Origin of the sequence: Arthrobacter sp. NPDC093139 (genome assembly GCF_044754165.1) — a bacterium.
GTDB lineage: Bacteria > Actinomycetota > Actinomycetes > Actinomycetales > Micrococcaceae > Arthrobacter.
The window spans coordinates 305,275-320,865 of sequence record NZ_JBIVOO010000003.1 but is presented as its reverse complement, the minus strand read 5'-3'; the positions used below and the strand labels follow the sequence as shown (position 1 = coordinate 320,865).

The 15,591-nt window shown below is 65.9% G+C and carries 16 protein-coding genes; 5 read left to right on the top strand and 11 right to left on the bottom strand.

Features of this window, described 5'->3' with window-relative positions:
• Positions 1-38 precede the first annotated feature (38 nt).
• Together ACIP90_RS07320 and ACIP90_RS07315 are read right to left on the bottom strand one after the other, a co-directional pair.
• The gene (locus tag ACIP90_RS07320) at positions 39-683 is read right to left on the bottom strand and encodes a GNAT family N-acetyltransferase (RefSeq protein ID WP_400578127.1); all 645 of its coding nucleotides are present in this window, start codon (positions 681-683) and stop codon (positions 39-41) included.
• Positions 684-725: 42 nt separating this feature from the next.
• On the bottom strand, positions 726-1,553 hold the full coding sequence (locus tag ACIP90_RS07315; protein ID WP_400578125.1) for a hypothetical protein: 828 nt from the start codon (positions 1,551-1,553) through the stop codon (positions 726-728).
• Positions 1,554-1,611: 58 nt separating this feature from the next.
• Between ACIP90_RS07315 and ACIP90_RS07310 the strand changes: the two genes are divergently transcribed.
• Positions 1,612-2,187 carry a prepilin peptidase gene (locus ACIP90_RS07310; RefSeq protein ID WP_400578123.1) on the top strand — a complete coding sequence of 192 codons (576 nt, stop codon included), beginning with the start codon at positions 1,612-1,614 and terminating at the stop codon, positions 2,185-2,187.
• 188 nt (positions 2,188-2,375) lie between these two features.
• Positions 2,376-2,990: a VWA domain-containing protein gene (locus ACIP90_RS07305; protein ID WP_400578121.1), complete on the top strand. Its 615-nt coding sequence runs from the start codon at positions 2,376-2,378 to the stop codon at positions 2,988-2,990.
• A gap of 66 nt (positions 2,991-3,056) precedes the next feature.
• On the opposite strand, the gene ACIP90_RS07300 is transcribed toward ACIP90_RS07305, so the two are convergent.
• From ACIP90_RS07300 to ACIP90_RS07290, 3 genes are all read right to left on the bottom strand, one after another.
• Positions 3,057-4,478 (bottom strand): class II fumarate hydratase, encoded by a 1,422-nt coding sequence (locus ACIP90_RS07300; RefSeq protein WP_400578119.1) that lies wholly within the window; start codon positions 4,476-4,478, stop codon positions 3,057-3,059.
• An 87-nt stretch (positions 4,479-4,565) separates the two neighbouring features.
• A complete protein-coding gene (locus ACIP90_RS07295; RefSeq protein WP_400578118.1) occupies positions 4,566-5,180 on the bottom strand; it encodes a carbonic anhydrase in 615 nt (204 codons plus the stop codon).
• A 10-nt stretch (positions 5,181-5,190) separates the two neighbouring features.
• Positions 5,191-5,886: a DUF4245 domain-containing protein gene (locus ACIP90_RS07290; protein ID WP_400578116.1), complete on the bottom strand. Its 696-nt coding sequence runs from the start codon at positions 5,884-5,886 to the stop codon at positions 5,191-5,193.
• Positions 5,887-6,080: 194 nt separating this feature from the next.
• Here ACIP90_RS07290 and glpX point away from each other — a divergent pair, with 194 nt between their 5' ends.
• Together glpX and ACIP90_RS07280 are read left to right on the top strand one after the other, a co-directional pair.
• The gene (glpX, locus tag ACIP90_RS07285) at positions 6,081-7,103 is read left to right on the top strand and encodes a class II fructose-bisphosphatase (protein ID WP_400578115.1); all 1,023 of its coding nucleotides are present in this window, start codon (positions 6,081-6,083) and stop codon (positions 7,101-7,103) included.
• A gap of 145 nt (positions 7,104-7,248) precedes the next feature.
• Positions 7,249-8,199 carry an endonuclease domain-containing protein gene (locus ACIP90_RS07280; RefSeq protein WP_400578114.1) on the top strand — a complete coding sequence of 317 codons (951 nt, stop codon included), beginning with the start codon at positions 7,249-7,251 and terminating at the stop codon, positions 8,197-8,199.
• A gap of 56 nt (positions 8,200-8,255) precedes the next feature.
• Here ACIP90_RS07280 and ACIP90_RS07275 read toward each other — a convergent pair whose 3' ends face one another.
• Genes ACIP90_RS07275 through ACIP90_RS07255 form a run of 5 tightly spaced genes read right to left on the bottom strand, consistent with a single transcriptional unit; the run spans position 8,256 to position 13,908 of the window.
• On the bottom strand, positions 8,256-9,239 hold the full coding sequence (locus ACIP90_RS07275) for a lipid II:glycine glycyltransferase FemX (protein WP_400578112.1): 984 nt from the start codon (positions 9,237-9,239) through the stop codon (positions 8,256-8,258).
• Positions 9,240-9,244: 5 nt separating this feature from the next.
• Positions 9,245-10,495, bottom strand: coding sequence for a mannose-6-phosphate isomerase, class I (gene manA, locus ACIP90_RS07270; protein ID WP_400578111.1), 1,251 nt, complete (start codon positions 10,493-10,495; stop codon positions 9,245-9,247).
• Positions 10,496-10,531: 36 nt separating this feature from the next.
• A complete protein-coding gene (locus ACIP90_RS07265) occupies positions 10,532-12,166 on the bottom strand; it encodes an LCP family protein (protein WP_400578110.1) in 1,635 nt (544 codons plus the stop codon).
• A 9-nt stretch (positions 12,167-12,175) separates the two neighbouring features.
• Positions 12,176-12,763 carry a 5-(carboxyamino)imidazole ribonucleotide mutase gene (purE, locus tag ACIP90_RS07260; protein ID WP_400578109.1) on the bottom strand — a complete coding sequence of 196 codons (588 nt, stop codon included), beginning with the start codon at positions 12,761-12,763 and terminating at the stop codon, positions 12,176-12,178.
• Positions 12,760-13,908, bottom strand: a complete 1,149-nt coding sequence (locus ACIP90_RS07255; RefSeq protein WP_400578320.1) for a 5-(carboxyamino)imidazole ribonucleotide synthase — start codon at positions 13,906-13,908, stop codon at positions 12,760-12,762. Before ACIP90_RS07255 ends, purE begins: the two co-directional genes overlap by 4 nt.
• Before the next feature lie 244 nt (positions 13,909-14,152).
• Between ACIP90_RS07255 and ACIP90_RS07250 the strand changes: the two genes are divergently transcribed.
• Positions 14,153-14,719: a GtrA family protein gene (locus ACIP90_RS07250; protein ID WP_400578107.1), complete on the top strand. Its 567-nt coding sequence runs from the start codon at positions 14,153-14,155 to the stop codon at positions 14,717-14,719.
• A 118-nt stretch (positions 14,720-14,837) separates the two neighbouring features.
• On the opposite strand, the gene ACIP90_RS07245 is transcribed toward ACIP90_RS07250, so the two are convergent.
• Entirely contained in the window at positions 14,838-15,536 is a 699-nt protein-coding gene (locus tag ACIP90_RS07245) for a TIGR03089 family protein (RefSeq protein ID WP_400578105.1), read from the bottom strand.
• Between the last annotated feature and the right edge of the window lie 55 nt (positions 15,537-15,591).

The following is a 15,591-nucleotide window of genomic DNA, read 5'->3' as shown; positions in this document are numbered from 1 at the left end:
GGTAGAGCCTGTTGAACCGAGGGCTGCTGCGGACGTTGCTAGAGCCCCAGGAACTCTGCGGTCGGCTGGTGGCCCTCTACCTTCAGTTGCCAGTCGGGACGCTTGAAGGCTCCCGGGATGAGGCGCACCCGCTGGACGGTTTCCACCTTGCCGCCCCAAGACATGCGGGTGACACCGTTAAGTTCGTATCCGAGGGACCGCGAAACTCCGAGGGAGGCCGCGTTCCACTCCGCCGCTTCGGACTCCGCGACGTCGGCCTTGAGCCAGTCGAAGGCATAAAGCGCGACGGCGGCCCGCATCTCCTTGCCGAAGCCGCGTCCATGCGCGTCCCTCCTCAGCCAGGAACCGGTAGTCACTGTCCTGAGGACGGCAAAATCCTTGGCCCCAACGTCCTGGCAGCCAAGGAAAGTTTCGCCGTGCCAGATGCCAAGGATCAGGGACCAGGACTCGGGCGTGCTGTTGGCCCGGCACTGCCAGTACCAGCGGGCCATGCCTGCTCCCAGCTGGTCGGGCGGTGATTCGGCCCAGGGTGTGCTGAAGGGGTTCCGGCCGCGTTCGTGAATGCCGCTGGCCGCCGCCTCAACCGCGGCGGGAATGTCCTCGTCCAGGAGCGGGCGCAACACGAGCCGGGGAGTGGCCAGCCTCAGGGCGAACGGTGGAAAAACAGACGTCAGCTGGGTCATGAGGGAAGCCTAGCTGTAATTCCGAGGGACGTTGTCGCCCGCTCAGGCCGGGTTGGGACGCAGTGGCCACTGGATGTGGTCCCGGACGTCCGTCAGGTTCACCGGCTCAGCCACGAAGAGGTCATCGAGCATGTATTCGTCGACGCCCAGGATGCGGATCCAGTGGCCGGGCAATTCCGTTCCGCCGCTTCCGCCCGGTCCGTCGCTTCCGCCCGTTCCGTCGTCGAGCGGTTCAGCAGCCACACAGATCCCCGTTCCCACGTCGATCCGGATCCGGGTCCTGCCGGGTCCGCACAGGGGGTTCTCCGGGTCCAGCGGGCGGTAGCCGGGGTTCGGCGACACCACCGTTTCCCGCGCCGGACGTCCCTCGTGGTCCACGTCGCGCACCGGCTCAAGCAGTTCCACGGCGTTCGCCCGCGGGAACTCCAGCGGAACAGGCGCATTGCCCGCGAGCTCCACCGGGTCAAGGGCGGCGCCAAAGCGGCTGTTCCCGAACGACGGTTCGCCGTACGCAGCCTCCGGGCGGCGCCTGACCAGCCCGCCGTCGTCGTAAACCGGGGTGACCAGGTGCGCCGGCAGCAGCCACGACTTCCGGCTGGCACTGATGTAGAGGCTGTCGCGCGAATCGTTGATGCCGGTGGTGCTCTGGATGAGGGTCCCGTCCGTGGTCTCGAGCCGAAGGGCACCAGGGCGGCGCAGCCAGGCGCGCACGGGGACGGTCCTGCCCTCGGGAGTCTCACGGTATTCGAACCGGAGGGACTGCCACTTCCAGGGGGAGGAGCGGCAGAGGTTCCGGAAGGACGCAGCGGAATCGGAGGGCGCCGAGGCCCCGCCGTGTTCCTGCCGGTGCTTGGCGTCCCAGGTCCCCATATCCACAGTTTACGCGCGGGTCCAGCGGGAGACCGGGCATATCCAGTAGCATCCGAGAGTGATCCAACGACTTGGTGAACTCTGGGACGCGGCGCCACCCGCCTTTTGGCTGGTGCTGGCAGCGTGCGCCTATTTTGCGGTGATGGCCGTGCGGCTGACGGTGATCGACGTCCGCCACCACCTGCTGCCGAACCGGATCGTCTTCCCGTCCTACGCGGTAGCGGGGGCGCTGCTGCTCGGGGCGGTCATCAGCCTGCTCCTGTCGGTGCCTGGCAGCGTGGGTGTGCCCGGCGTCGGGGGGCCGCAGGATGCCGCGGCGCAGCTGTTCGGGGTGCCCGCACTGCGGATCGTGGCGGGTGGAGCGGTGCTGTGGCTGTTCTACTTTGTCCTGCGGCTCGTGTACCCGCCCGGGATGGGGTTCGGCGACGTGAAGCTGGCCGGGGTGCTTGGCATGTATTTGGGGTACCTCGGCTGGGCGCACGTTTTCGCCGGCACCTTCGCGGCGTTCCTGCTCGGCGGTCTGTGGAGTATCGCCCTGCTCCTGTCGCGGAGGGGAACGCTCAAGTCAGCCATTCCCTTCGGGCCCTTCATGCTCGCCGGTGCGGCCGCCGCGATGGCAGTGCTCCCCGCCTGAGCGCGAACGGACACTTAAGCCCCCGAGGAGCGACGTTCCCTTTTTTGTCAGTGACCGTCCTTACCCTGTTCCTGTCCAGCACATCCGCTGGCACCAGATGGCGCTGGTGTAGCCGGAGCCGGAAACGGGGAAGCATGACAGATGCAGGGCTTACACATATTTACGTGCTTCTGGACCGTTCAGGGTCCATGAGCGCCATCGCGGATGACACTGTGGGCGGATTCGCGGCGTTCATCAAGGAGCAGCGGTCGGTGGCAGGCCGGTGCCGGCTGTCCCTCGCCCAGTTCGACGACAGCTACGAGCGCGTCTACGAGGCCCGCGATATCCAGGACGTGCCGCCTCTCGTGCTTCAGCCAAGGGGCTCCACTGCCCTGCATGATGCCATGGTTCGTATGATTGGCGAAGCTGGGGCAGAGTTGGCGGCGCTCCCGGATCACGAGCGGCCGGGAACGGTGCTCGTGGCTGTGCTGACGGACGGGCATGAGAACGCCTCCCGGGAAGCTAACGGGGCCATGGTTAAGGCCATTGTGGAACGCCAGCAGGCACAGTGGGGCTGGCAGTTCACCTATCTCGGCGCGAACCAGGATGCCGTCCTGACAGCCCACGGACTGGGGATCAAAGCTGAGGACGCCCTGACCTATGCCGCCGGCAACGTGGACGGGGCCTTCAACGTGCAGTCCGCCAAGACGCGCAGGCTGCGTGAGGCCAGGATGTCGGGCGCCACCATGGAACAGGCCTCAGCCCTGGCGGCCTACACGCCCGAAGAGCGCAGGGCCGCCGGTGAGCCGAGGAAGGACCGGTAGCCGGGAACGACGCCGGCCGGCACCTTCCACTGGAAGGCACCGGCCGCCGTCGTACTTCTTTGGGATCTACGCCTTGTGCGGAGGGCGCGTCATGGACATGACGTCCAGGGCTGTGTCCAGCTGCTCTTCCGTCAGCTCGCCGCGCTCCAGGAAGCCCATGGCAACGACGGTCTCACGGATGGTAAGGCCTTCGGCCACGGCCTTCTTGGCGATCTTGGCGGCGTTCTCGTAGCCGATGAACTTGTTCAGCGGCGTCACGATGGACGGCGAGGCTTCGGCGAGGAAGCGTGCACGGTCTACGTTGGCGGTGATGCCGTCGATCATCTTGTCGGCCATGACGCGGCTGGTGTTGGCCAGCAGGCGCACGGACTCGAGCAGGTTGGCTGCCATGACAGGGATGCCGACGTTCAGTTCGAAGGCGCCGTTGGTTCCGGACCAGGCGATGGCGGTGTCATTGCCGATGACCTGGGCGCAGACCATGATGGACGCCTCGCAGATGACGGGGTTGACCTTGCCCGGCATGATCGAGGAGCCCGGCTGCAGGTCCGGGATGGCGATTTCGCCGAGGCCGGTGTTGGGGCCGGAGCCCATCCAGCGGAGGTCGTTGTTGATCTTCATGAAGGAGATCGCAATGTTGCGCAGCTGGCTGGACGCCTCGATCAGGCCGTCACGGTTGGCCTGGGCCTCGAAGTGGTCGCGGGCCTCGGTCAGCGGCAGGCCGGTGTCGGTGGCGAGCAGCTCGATGACGCGCTCCGGGAAGCCCGCCGGCGTGTTGATGCCGGTGCCCACGGCGGTGCCGCCGAGCGGGACCTCAGCAACCCGGGGGAGGGAGGCGTTGATGCGTTCAATGCCGTAGCGGACCTGTGCGGCATAACCGCCGAACTCCTGGCCCAGCGTCACCGGCGTGGCGTCCATGAGGTGCGTGCGGCCGGACTTCACGACGTCCTTGAACTCAACGGCCTTCCGCTCCAGGGACTCGGCAAGGTAGCCGAGCGCAGGGATGAGGTCGTTGAGCAGGGCCGAGGTGGCAGCGACGTGGACGGAGGTGGGGAACACGTCGTTGGAGGACTGCGAGGCGTTGACGTGGTCGTTGGGGTGCACCACCTTGTCGCTGCCGGCGGCCTTCAGGGCGCGGGTAGCCAGCTCGGCGAGGACCTCGTTCGTGTTCATGTTCGAGGACGTGCCGGAGCCGGTCTGGAAAACGTCGATGGGGAAGTCGCCGTCGTACTTGCCCGTGGCCACCTCGTCGGCAGCCTCCGCGATCGCCTTGGCCAGCTCGCCGTCGAGCACGCCCAGCTCTGCGTTGGCCTGGGCAGCGGCCTTCTTTACCCGCGCCAACGCCTCGATGTGGGCTCGTTCAAGGGTTTTTCCGGAGATCGGGAAGTTCTCGACTGCACGTTGGGTCTGCGCGCGGTACAGGGCGTTCACGGGGACGCGGACTTCGCCCATCGTGTCATGTTCAATGCGGAACTCTTCAGTGGAAGTCATGGGGCTAGCTTAGGGCGATCTGCGGCCGCATCGAAAACCGTGAACTGCTTGCGACGGCGGTCCCAAAAGGGACCGCCGTCGGCAGCCTTAGAACTCGCCGATTCCGGAAACAAGCTCCGTGTGGCCCTCGGCCAGGCTGTAGGAGAGGCCAACGACCGCGGCCCGGCCGGTGCCAATTGCGTCGGAAATCACACGCGAGCTGTCGACCAGGCGCTGCGAGGTCTGCTTGACGTGCTCAACCACCATGTCATTGACCTCCGTTTGCTCGTTGCGGAGGGACGTCAGAACCGACGGCGTGATGCGTTCGACGAGGTCCCGGATGAAGCCCACTGGCATTTGGCCGGTTTCCACTGCGGCCTTGGTGGCGCTGACCGCGCCGCAGCTGTCGTGGCCGAGCACCACGATCAGCGGCACGCCGAGAACGCCAATGCTGTATTCCAGAGAACCGAGGACGGCGTCGTCGATAACCTGGCCCGCGGTCCGTACCACGAACACGTCGCCGAGGCCGACGTCGAAAATTATCTCGGCAGCAAGTCGTGAGTCGGAACAGCCAAAGATCACCGCGAAGGGATGCTGGTTCTCCACGAGCGAGGAGCGCCGTGAGGAATCCTGGTTCGGGTGTGAGGATTCGCCATTGACGAAGCGGTCGTTGCCTTCGCGCAGTCGGCGCCAGGCCAGGGCAGGAGTCAGGTACGTTGTCACGGCCCCCACCTTACGGTGTGGGGGTGGCCGAGGGGGAAACGGTGACGACAGGGTTACTTTCAAGGGATTTCACGACGGCGTCCGCCAGGCCCGCGAACTCGTCCAGTTGGGCCTCACCACTCAGGACAACGGTGGTTCCGCGATAGGCCAGCACCATGCTCCTCTCGCCCTTGCCGGTGTCCCGGAGTTCCCATTCCTTGCCGCCGGCGTTGCGGGTGCCGGTGACCGGGGCATTCTTGGTCTGCTGCAGTAGCCAGGTCGGGTTCGCCTTGCGCGTCTGGACCAGGCCGATGAAGGCCTCCTTGGGAGTGAGGTAGCCGACTTCCCAGGTGGGGACCCCGGTCCCGGTGCCGGCCACCCATCGGGCGTAATTCGGCCTGAATGTGTCGCCCACCTGAGGCGTAACCGGTGTGAATCCCGCCACATCTGCAGCGTTGCCCGCGACAGCACTGACGTTGATGTCAGGCCGGAAACCGTCGGACTTCGGCGCGGGATTCATCAGAACGATCGGCAGGAAGGCAGCAATGCTGACCACCAGGGCGATGATCATTCCAATGACCGACGCGTTGGCCCGCTTGGCGGCAGCGGCGGGAATTACCGGCTTGATCGGCTGTGCGGCCGGGTCAGGGGAGGAGCCGTGGCCGGCTGCCGGGGTGTCGGGGGCGGACTTGTCCTGCGTTTCACTCACCCTTCTATAGTCGCCCATGGGTGGTCTGATCTCACATTCCGCCTGCTCCGGCGGTGAGGTTTGGATTTGGTCCAAACGTTGGTCATCCTATGACCCCGGCGCTCCGCCACGACTATGATCAGTAGCAGAGGAATCACCGCGCCTGCCCCACCTGGCATTTGCGGGTCCAATGATCGCCACTCGAAGAAGAGGTTCACGTGTCACCAGCGTCCATGACCCAGAAGTATTCAACGCTTTCCCCGTCGCTCGCCGTCGGGCTCGACGAGCCGGACCGCAACCTCGCCCTTGAACTTGTCCGCGTCACCGAAGCCGCGGCGATTGCCGGCGGCCACTGGGTGGGCTTCGGCGACAAGAACAAGGCCGACGGCGCAGCCGTCGACGCCATGCGCTCCTTCCTGCAGACCGTTCACTTCAACGGCGTCGTGGTCATCGGTGAAGGCGAAAAAGACGAAGCCCCCATGCTGTTCAACGGCGAACAGGTGGGCGACGGCACCGGCGCTGAGTGCGACGTCGCCGTTGACCCCATCGACGGAACCCGCCTGACGGCACTCGGCATCAACAACGCCCTGGCAGTCCTGGCCGTGGCCGAACGTGGTTCCATGTTCGACCCGTCCGCGGTGTTCTACATGGAGAAGCTCGTCACGGGCCCCGAGGCCGCCGACATGGTGGACCTGCGCCTGCCGGTCAAGCAGAACCTGCACCTGATCGCCAAGGCCAAGGGCGTCAAGGTCAACCAGCTGAACGTCATGATCCTTGACCGCGACCGCCACCGCCCGCTGGTGGAGGAAATCCGCGAAGCCGGCGCCCGCACCAAGTTCATCATGGACGGCGACGTCGCTGGCGCCATCGCCGCAGCACGCACCGGCACCGGCGTGGACGCACTCATGGGCATCGGCGGAACGCCGGAAGGCATCGTTGCGGCTTGCGCCATCAAGTCGCTCGGCGGCGTGATCCAGGGCCGGCTGTGGCCCACGAGCGACGATGAGAAGCAGAAGGCCATCGACGCCGGCCACGACCTTGAGCGGGTTCTCTCCACGAACGACCTCGTCAAGAGCGACAACTGCTACTTCGCCGCCACCGGCATCACCGACGGCGACCTCCTCAAGGGTGTGCGCTACGACAAGGACAAGGTGCTGACGCAGTCGATCGTCATGCGCTCCAAGTCCGGCACCATCCGCTTCGTGGACGGCGAGCACCAGGCCAGCAAGTGGGAAGGCTACGCCCGCAGGAGCTAGCCCACCGCGGTAACCACAGCCCGAACTGGCAGCAAATGACCCCAAATCCATGATTTGCGGGCATTAGCTGCCAGTTCGCGCTTAAGCGGCGGGGCCAGCCTGTGGATAACGCCTCCGCTCCCCTGGACAGGGACCACAATGAACCATGTCCCGGACGCCAATGCCTCCCCAGATCCCGCACGGATTATTTCTTGTCTCCGATGCAGACCTCCTGGGCCTGAGCCCTAAACAGCTCAGCCGGGACGGCATTTTCACACCGTCGCGCGGCATAAGGCTTCCGCTGCACAGCACAGGAAGCGTGGCCGACAACGTCCGCGCTTACTCTCGGCTTGATCCCGTTTGCGTGCTGACCCACTCAACCAGCGCCAGAATCTGCTGCATTTGCCTGCCGGCCTGGCTGGACCAGGACTGGCGCATCCACATTGCCAGGGCCGCAGACGGTTGTAAGCCCCGGCGCCGGAATGTGGTGGGGCATCAGTTGTCGTTTAAGGACGGCGGAGTCGTGGTGTTCGACGGCGTGCGCCTCACCTCCCCTGCGCGCACTTGGCTGGACCTTGCCTCGCTCTTGAGCGTGGATGAACTCGTCGCGGCGGGTGACTCGGTCGTCGTCGAACATGGCGAGGACTTCCCGGCACCGCGACGGCCGCTGGCAACCGTTTCCGACCTGCGGAGGATCGTGAGCCAGCACCCTGGCATGCGCGGGGTGAGGAAGGCGAGGCTCGCCCTGGACCTGATCCGAGTGGGTGCGGATTCACCGCCGGAAACGATGATGCGGCTGGCGCTCGTGCGGGCGGGACTTCCCGAACCTGTACTGAATGTCGTGCTGAGAAATGGGCTCGGCCACCCGGTGGTCTGGCCTGATGCGGCCTATCCCGATCATCGGATCGCCCTTCAGTATGACGGTGCACACCACGGTGACTCTGACCAGTACCGCCGCGACATCAAACGGCAGGCTCTAACCGAAGGTCTGGGCTGGCGGGAAGTCCGCGTCCAACAGGGGGACCTGGAAGGGGCGCGCCCGTTCGTCGTCGAAAAGGTCAGGGCTGTTCTCGACGGCTCCTCCGCATCGATTTCCTGGGAGCGAACTGGCAGCTAATGACCTCAAACCGCGGATTTGACGTCATTAGCTGCCAGTTCGCGCTCAGAGGGGGCTCAGGCGGCCGAGCGCTCGGGGGTGGAGCGCTTGACGCGCTTCAGGGCTGAGCGCAGTGCGTCGCGGAGCCGGCGCGCAGCCTGATAGGCCGCGTAGCGGGGTTTGTTGACCGGCAGGTCCCACGTTCCCGGGTAGGCGATCTCCCGGCCGCCGAAGGATCTCTTGAAGGCACTGAAACCGGCCCACTTGTGGTCGGGCTCGTCGGCAGGGGCCACCCCCCAGAGATCGACGTGCTTGAGACCCTTCTCCTTGGCGTCGGCGATCAGATTGACCAGCAGCGGAATCCCCGCGCTGAGCTTCCTGTGGGTATCGTCCATGGCGGCGTGGGCGTAGGTCCGCGTGTCAGCGGAATCGTAGGCCAGCGCGGCGGCGATGGGGCCGCCGTGGAGTTCGGCGACGAACAGCGTGGCGGCACCGGCGGGCATCAGGGAGGAGGCCACTTGGGTCAGGTATTCGTCGCTTTGCGGTTTGAAGCCGTTGCGCCGTGCCGTCATGTGCAGGAAGTTCAGGAGGATGCGGATGTCTTCCGGATCCTGGGTGGACCGGAACGTCACGCCCTTCTTGTGGATGTTCCGGTACAGGTTCCGGTTGACCGGCTTCATGTCGGCCAGCACGTCCTTGAAGTCGCGGTCCAGGTCCACGATCCAGCTCAGCTCCGGCTGCTGGTTGACCGGTGCGGGCTGCATTCCCCGGCCTTTCAGCACGGCGGCCGCCGTCTCGGGATCGAGACCTGCCGTCACCGGTTCGATCCGGACGAATACGGCGCCGCAGGACTTCGCTATGTGCACGAGGGCGGCCAGCGCGGCGTCAAACGCGGCAAGCGAGTCGGCGACGGGACCGTAGGGCGCGTACAGGACTTTGCCCGCCGGGTTCTTTTCTTCGATGGCCAGGAAGCTCCACCCCTGGCCGGACCGCGTATGGACCCGGCGGCCAAGGGTCTTCTGGAAATCGGCCCACGCCGGGGTCTGCAGGAAGTACTCCACGGCGCTCAGGCTTTCAGTGCGGTGGTGACGGCGAAGGCCACGGCAGTATCCGCGGAACCTGCCACCGGGTGGACGTTGACGGGGGCATCGGCTGCCGGGAGGAAGGCGCTGCCCCCACGGCCCAGCCGCAGGTCACCCTTGGGTGAATCGAGGTAGACCGAGCCGGCAGTCACGATGACCACGGCTGCCCCCGACTGTGCCAGCGGCACGGGGCCGCCGTCGGGAAGCAGCTCGATCCGCTGCAGCTGGAACTCCCGGAAAGGCGGCCGGTACAGTTCCTGGCCGAGTTCGGAAACGTCGGCGCGGAGTCTGGGCACGCCCACGGACTCGAAGACGATGGTCTTCAGCAACTCCGGCACGTCTACGAACTTCGGTGTCAGGCCGCCGCGCAACACGTTGTCCGAGGAGGCCATAACTTCCACACCCATGCCGTGAAGGTAGGCGTGCACGTTGCCGGCGGGGAGGTACACGGCTTCGCCCGGTTCCAGGGAGAGTCGGTTCAGCAACAGGGAAATGAGCACGCCAGGGTCACCGGGATACTCGCTGTTAAGGCTCAGAACCGTGGCGAGCTCCTGCTGGTACGGGGCCATGGGCGCGCCGGAGGCCAGCGCCTCCACCACGCTCGCTGTTGCCTCGGCGACACCGTCGCCGCCGGCGATCAGCCGTTCGAACGCCGACCGCAGGGCGCTGCTCTCTGGCGCCTGGGACAGGTCATCGATCACTGCGGTCAGGACGGAAGGGACGCCGGACCCCGAGAGCTCCAGGCAGCCGGCCAGGTGGAGGAAAACGTCCCGGGACTTCGCGGGTTCGCGGAAACCGCACAGCGCGTCAAACGGAGTCAGCGCGAAGATCATTTCCGGCTTGTGGTTGTCGTCGCGGTAGCTGCGGTGCGGGGCGTCCGCGGGAACGCCCTGGACGTTCTCGCGGTCGAAACCGGCCCGGGCCTGCTCAAGGCTGGGGTGCACCTGCAACGACAACGGCTTCGCTGCGGCGAGGACCTTCGTGAGGAACGGGAGGCGCGGACCGAATGCGGCCACCGAGGCTTCCCCCAGGAAATGGCCGGGGTCCTCGGCGATCAGCTCATCCAGGGGCACCGACGTTCCGTCAGGGCGGGCGGCAACGGAAGGGGAGTCCGGGTGGGCTCCAATCCACAGCTCCGCCTCCGGGCCACCCGACTCCGGCCTGTCCAGCAAACCGGCGATCGCCGTCGTCGATCCCCAGGCGTACGGCCGGAGGACGTTATCGATTTCGTACACAGCCGGGTGTCCTTCTCTCTTGAAGCAGGGTGTCTGTCACAGGGGAGCGCACTGGCCGTTGGTGGCCACCAGTTCGCGGATGGCCTGCTCATTCCCCTCGCGCTTGAGCTGGTTCAGCATCTCTTCGGTGATGGGCTCCCCGGCGGGCGTGGTGGTCACCGGTGTGAAGTCCGACGACGGCGGTGCGGGTGACGGTGTGGTGGCCGGAAGGCCGGCCAGGGGACCGCCGGCGGAGAGCGAGCTGCCGGGCACGGAGCTTGGCTGCAGCACTGTGTCCCCGGGCGCGGCGGCCGGGGAGGATTCCGATCCGGTGGTGGCGAGCAGTTTCTTGACCCGGTCATGAATGACGTCAAAGTCCGGGACCGTTGAGAAGGACGCGTCGAAGTCCGGCGGTCCAATGGTGAGGCGGCTGATTTCTTGGCCCTTGGCCTTCATCGCCAGGTCCACGAAGCTGCCCAGTTGGCTCGCGGAGATATTGGAGTCCACTACCTTGGTTCCTGCATTGGCGATGTCCTCGAATTTGGCCAGGAGCGTCGCCGGATCCAACTGCTTGAGCATGGCCTGCTGGACGCACTGTTGCCGCTGGATCCGGGCATAGTCATCCACGAACTCCCTGGACCGCCCGTACCAGAGCGCACGGAAGCCGTCCAGCTTTTGTTCCCCGGCCGGGATCCATCCCAGCGGCATGCCGTGGATGCCGTTGGCCTCATCGATCATGTTGCCGCTCATGGGCACCCAGCCGCCGGCCTTGATGCGGATCCCGCCCATCGCATCAATGAGCTTGGCGAAGCCGTCCATGTCCACCAGGACGTAGGCCTGGACGGTGATGCCGAGGGTCCCCGAGACAGCCTCCAGGGTGGCTTGCGCGCCCGGGTCTGCAGCATCCGGGTACAGATCCTTGTGTTCGTTGGTGACCTCGGTATTGATCGCGTTGATGAGGCAGTCGTTGCCGCAGTTGTAGCCGTCAGGGTAGATCTGCCGCATGGGCGAGTCCTCGCTGAAGCGGGCGTTCTGGAGGTTGCGGGGGATCGAGATGATGGCTGTTTTGCCAGTCTCGGCATCGACGCTGAGCACGGACAGGCTGTCGGGGCGCCGGCCGGTGCGGTCCGCGCCCGCGTCGCCACCCATCATGAGGAAGTTATAGCGGCCGTCCACGGGATCGATGGCGGGGCCGCCAGCAAAAATGCTGCCGATCGCATTGCGGCTGACGTTGAGCAGGTACGCCGCGTAGCCGAGCGAACCGCTGCTGAGCACCATGGCCAGTGCGAGTGCCACGGCAACGGCGGCCCGGCTGCGCTTGGGCAGCAGCACAGGGCGAATCAGCCGCAGTGTGTTGATGAACAGCACGGCCCAGCCGACCGACAGTGCGGCGAGTACCAGGACGATGAGCAGGGAGGCCACCGGATTGGTAATGATGTTGATGAGCAGGGTCCGATTGGTGAGCAGCAACACCAAGGCCAGGACCAACAGCAGCCACGCGCTGAGTGTGACCCGCAGGGCGATGCGGCCGAGCTTCCGGTCACCGGCGGCGATCTGGGCGCTCCCCGGCACAAACAGGGTGAGCAGGATCAGCAGGAAAGCGCGCTTGGTCCGGACAGGTTCGGGAGCGCTGGCCGGGTACCGGACGGGGTCCGTCAGGAGTCCGTTGGAGGGCAGTTCGGTGCTGGGCATTGGCGTTCCTTAGCGGCCGCTCCGGAGGGCCACGTTTGCGTCGGAGAAGACTTCGTTCACCTTCTGCCGGAGATTGGCGCCCTTCCGGCTGGCAACGTCATTGAGCTCCTGTGCGAACTCCAGGAGGTCAGCGCGGAGGCGGACCGCGAGGTCATCGGTGCCGGAGGCGAGCATCCGCACGGCAAGCAGGCCTGCATTCCGGGCACCGGCGATGGAGACTGTGGCCACCGGGACGCCGGCCGGCATCTGAACGATGGAGAGCAGCGAATCCATGCCGTCAAGGGTCTTCAGCGGCACCGGAACACCAATCACGGGAAGCGGCGTGACCGAGGCCAGCATCCCCGGAAGGTGGGCCGCGCCGCCGGCTCCCGCGATGATGACGCGAAGGCCGCGCTCGTGGGCGGTCTGGCCGTACCGGATCATTTCGGTGGGCATCCGGTGGGCCGAGACGACGTCGGCCTCGAAGGGAATGCCGAACTCTGCAAGTGCGTCAGCGGCCGCTTCCATGACCGGCCAGTCTGAATCGGATCCCATGACCACGCCAACGAGCGGGGAGGTCGCACCTGTCTCCGGAGTGATTGCGGATTCGGGGTTCATACATTCTCCTCGGTATTTCCTGGTGCCGCCTTGGACGGGATCCTGCCGTCGCGGATGATGTTGGCGACTGCGGTGGCGCGTTCGCGCAGCGACTCCACGTCCGAGACGCTGGCCCCCACCAGGTTGACGTGGCCTATTTTCCTGCCCGGCCTGACGGATTTCCCGTAGCAGTGGACCTTTGCGGCGGGTTCAGCGGCCAGCGCGGCCGGGTAGGCGGAGAACAAGTCCTGGTTTTCACCGCCGAGGAAGTTCTTCATCACCACCACCGTGCCGAGAACGTCGGTGGCACCCAGCGGCAGGTTAAGGACTGCCCGCAGGTGCTGCTCAAACTGGCTGGTCACCGATCCGTCCTGGGTCCAGTGGCCGGTGTTGTGCGGGCGCATCGCCAGTTCGTTGATAAGGAACCCGGCCCCCGACCCCGGTGTTTCGAACAGCTCGACTGCCATGACACCGGTGACGCCCAGCTCGTTGGCGATCCGCAGGGCTGCGTCTTCGGCAGCCGCGGCGACCTCCAGCGAAATGTCCTGCGCCGGAGCAATGACTTCATCGCACACGCCGTCGACCTGGATGGTGTGCACCACCGGCCATGCCCGCGACGTGCCGTCAGGCGTGCGTGCCACAAGCGCCGAGAGCTCGCGGCTGAACTCCACCTTGGCCTCCGCCAGCAGGGGGCTCATGGCCTCGAACCAATCGGTAGTCTCTGCGGCTTCCTCGGGCGAGGCGACAATCCTGACGCCCTTGCCGTCGTACCCGCCCCGGGGCGTCTTGAGCACCACGGGCCATCCGGTCCTGTCGCCGAAAGCCACCAGGTCCTCGACGCCGTCTACCGATGCCCATGCGGGGTTCGGGAGTTCGAGGCGGTCGATGGCCGCGCGCATCACGAGCTTGTCCTGGGCGTTGATGAGGGCATCGGGGCCGGGCTGGACGTTCACCCCTGCTGCGACCAGCGCGTGCAGGTGGTCTGCCGGTACGTGCTCGTGGTCGAAGGTCATCACGTCCAGGCCCTCGGAGAACTCCAGGAGGGCAGCCAGATCCTTGTAGTCGCCGACCGGGGCGTTGGGTACGGCCGAGACGGCTGAAACGTCTTCACCTTCGGCCAGGACGCGGAGTTCGAAGCCTAATGCTGTGGCGGCTGGGGCCATCATGCGCGCAAGCTGGCCGCCGCCAACCACGCCGATTACTGGAAAAGTCACATCTCTCAGCCTACAGAAAAGGAGCGCGGTTACCGGCCTTCGGGGCGACGAAGCCCGCTAAAGTCAGCAAATTCGGTGGCAGGGGAGGGTGCGGACCAGCTCCGATGCGCACGCCCGTTGGGGCTGCGACGGGCAATCCGGGCTAAAATGGGAGCTTGGCCCATCGGCCCCAATATCCACACGGCCACGGAGGGTCATGATTAACACACTTGCAGAGCGCATCCGGGGACTCGCCTCGCTGTTTTGGCGCGAGGTGGCGAAATTCGGTGCCGTAGGCGGTGTGGCGTTCGTCATTGACAACGGGCTGACGTATTACCTCATGCATGGACCCATGACGGACAGCGAGGCCAAGGCACGCTTCGTGGGCGCTTCGGTCGCTACCGTGTTTTCCTGGATTGCCAACCGTCTCTGGACATTCCGGCACCGGCGCCAGGCCAACGTCCTGCGTGAATTCCTGATGTTCGTGCTCATCAACGGCATAGGCATCGGCATCTCCACCGGGTTTACCGCCCTGGCGAAGTATTCGTTGGGCGTCACGGACAAGAACATGCTTTTCGCTGCCGGCGTCTTCGGGATTTTGGTGGCCACTGTTGTCCGCTTCTTCGCCTACCGGTTCCTCGTGTTCAACCAGGAACTGGACCAGGAGCCGGAGTTCTCCCACGACCACGAACTCATCGAGGGCCACCGCCGCGCCGCGAAGTCGGCCGCATCCCGCCCCGAGAGGGAAGCACACGATCCGGAGATTCCTGCCCGCCGGGAGTGAAGCCCTACTGCCCGGGCAAGGCAGCACTGCCCGCGTGGGGCGCTACTGCCCGCCGGGAGCGAAGCGGCCGGGGGGTGGAACTCTGCCAAGGGAGCGGGCCCAACGGGGCCCGCTTCAGTCAGTCCCCGTGGACGCGTTCCGCGGTGAGCAGCTTGTCCGTAAGCTCCACATCTCCATGTACCAGGATGACCGACCCGTCGTTGTTCCACACACCCAGAGCGTTGGCCAGGGCTGCTTCCAATCCGTCATCCGCGCGGACCAGGAGCCGAGCACCGGTGCCATGGCTGGCCGCGAAGCTTTCCAGCAGGTCCGCGTGCCTCACGGCGGCTCCGCTGGAACTCCGCAGCGCGGGTTGCTGCGGATCGGGGTCGCTGTGGGCCATGAAAACGTCGCCGTGCGACCGGACTTCCGCCGCATAGTCGATCACGCCGGCCGGCAGGTCGCCGGGCCATTTCATCGCAAGGGCCGGAAGCGGTACGGCAACGACGGCGTCGAAGTCGCCTTCCGCTTCCGCTGGCGCGGCGGTCGCGAGCAGGTCGGCGTCGTTGCTGTCCAGGACGACTTCCATGCCCAGCTGCCAGCCGGCAAGCGCCCAGATGATGGATTTCCAGTGGGCCGGCAGGTCCAGCCGGAGGCGCATGCCGGGAGCCGCGTCGAGTTCGTCCTGCAGCAGGTTGCTTGTTTTTGCCACCCAGTTGTCCAGGACGCGGCCGGAGAGCTCTACGCGTTCCCCGTCCGGTCCGTACCAGGTCAGCCGCGGGGAAGTGGAGTGGCCCGAGCGCAGGGCCGTCATCAGGTCAGTGGCCGGGATGTTCATGGCTACATCTTGCCACGCGGCCCCACAGTGTCCAGCCGCCCCACGGTGTCCACTG

Coding starts and splice junctions, on each gene's coding strand:
- ACIP90_RS07320 (WP_400578127.1), bottom strand. CDS start 683: ATGACCCAGCTGACGTCTGTTTTTCCACCGTTCGCCCTGAGGCTGGCC.
- ACIP90_RS07315 (WP_400578125.1), bottom strand. CDS start 1,553: ATGGGGACCTGGGACGCCAAGCACCGGCAGGAACACGGCGGGGCCTCG.
- ACIP90_RS07305 (WP_400578121.1), top strand. CDS start 2,376: ATGAGCGCCATCGCGGATGACACTGTGGGCGGATTCGCGGCGTTCATC.
- ACIP90_RS07300 (WP_400578119.1), bottom strand. CDS start 4,478: ATGACTTCCACTGAAGAGTTCCGCATTGAACATGACACGATGGGCGAA.
- ACIP90_RS07290 (WP_400578116.1), bottom strand. CDS start 5,886: ATGGGCGACTATAGAAGGGTGAGTGAAACGCAGGACAAGTCCGCCCCC.
- glpX (WP_400578115.1), top strand. CDS start 6,081: ATGACCCAGAAGTATTCAACGCTTTCCCCGTCGCTCGCCGTCGGGCTC.
- ACIP90_RS07280 (WP_400578114.1), top strand. CDS start 7,249: ATGTCCCGGACGCCAATGCCTCCCCAGATCCCGCACGGATTATTTCTT.
- ACIP90_RS07265 (WP_400578110.1), bottom strand. CDS start 12,166: ATGCCCAGCACCGAACTGCCCTCCAACGGACTCCTGACGGACCCCGTC.
- purE (WP_400578109.1), bottom strand. CDS start 12,763: ATGAACCCCGAATCCGCAATCACTCCGGAGACAGGTGCGACCTCCCCG.
- ACIP90_RS07255 (WP_400578320.1), bottom strand. CDS start 13,908: ATGATGGCCCCAGCCGCCACAGCATTAGGCTTCGAACTCCGCGTCCTG.
- ACIP90_RS07250 (WP_400578107.1), top strand. CDS start 14,153: ATGATTAACACACTTGCAGAGCGCATCCGGGGACTCGCCTCGCTGTTT.
- ACIP90_RS07245 (WP_400578105.1), bottom strand. CDS start 15,536: ATGAACATCCCGGCCACTGACCTGATGACGGCCCTGCGCTCGGGCCAC.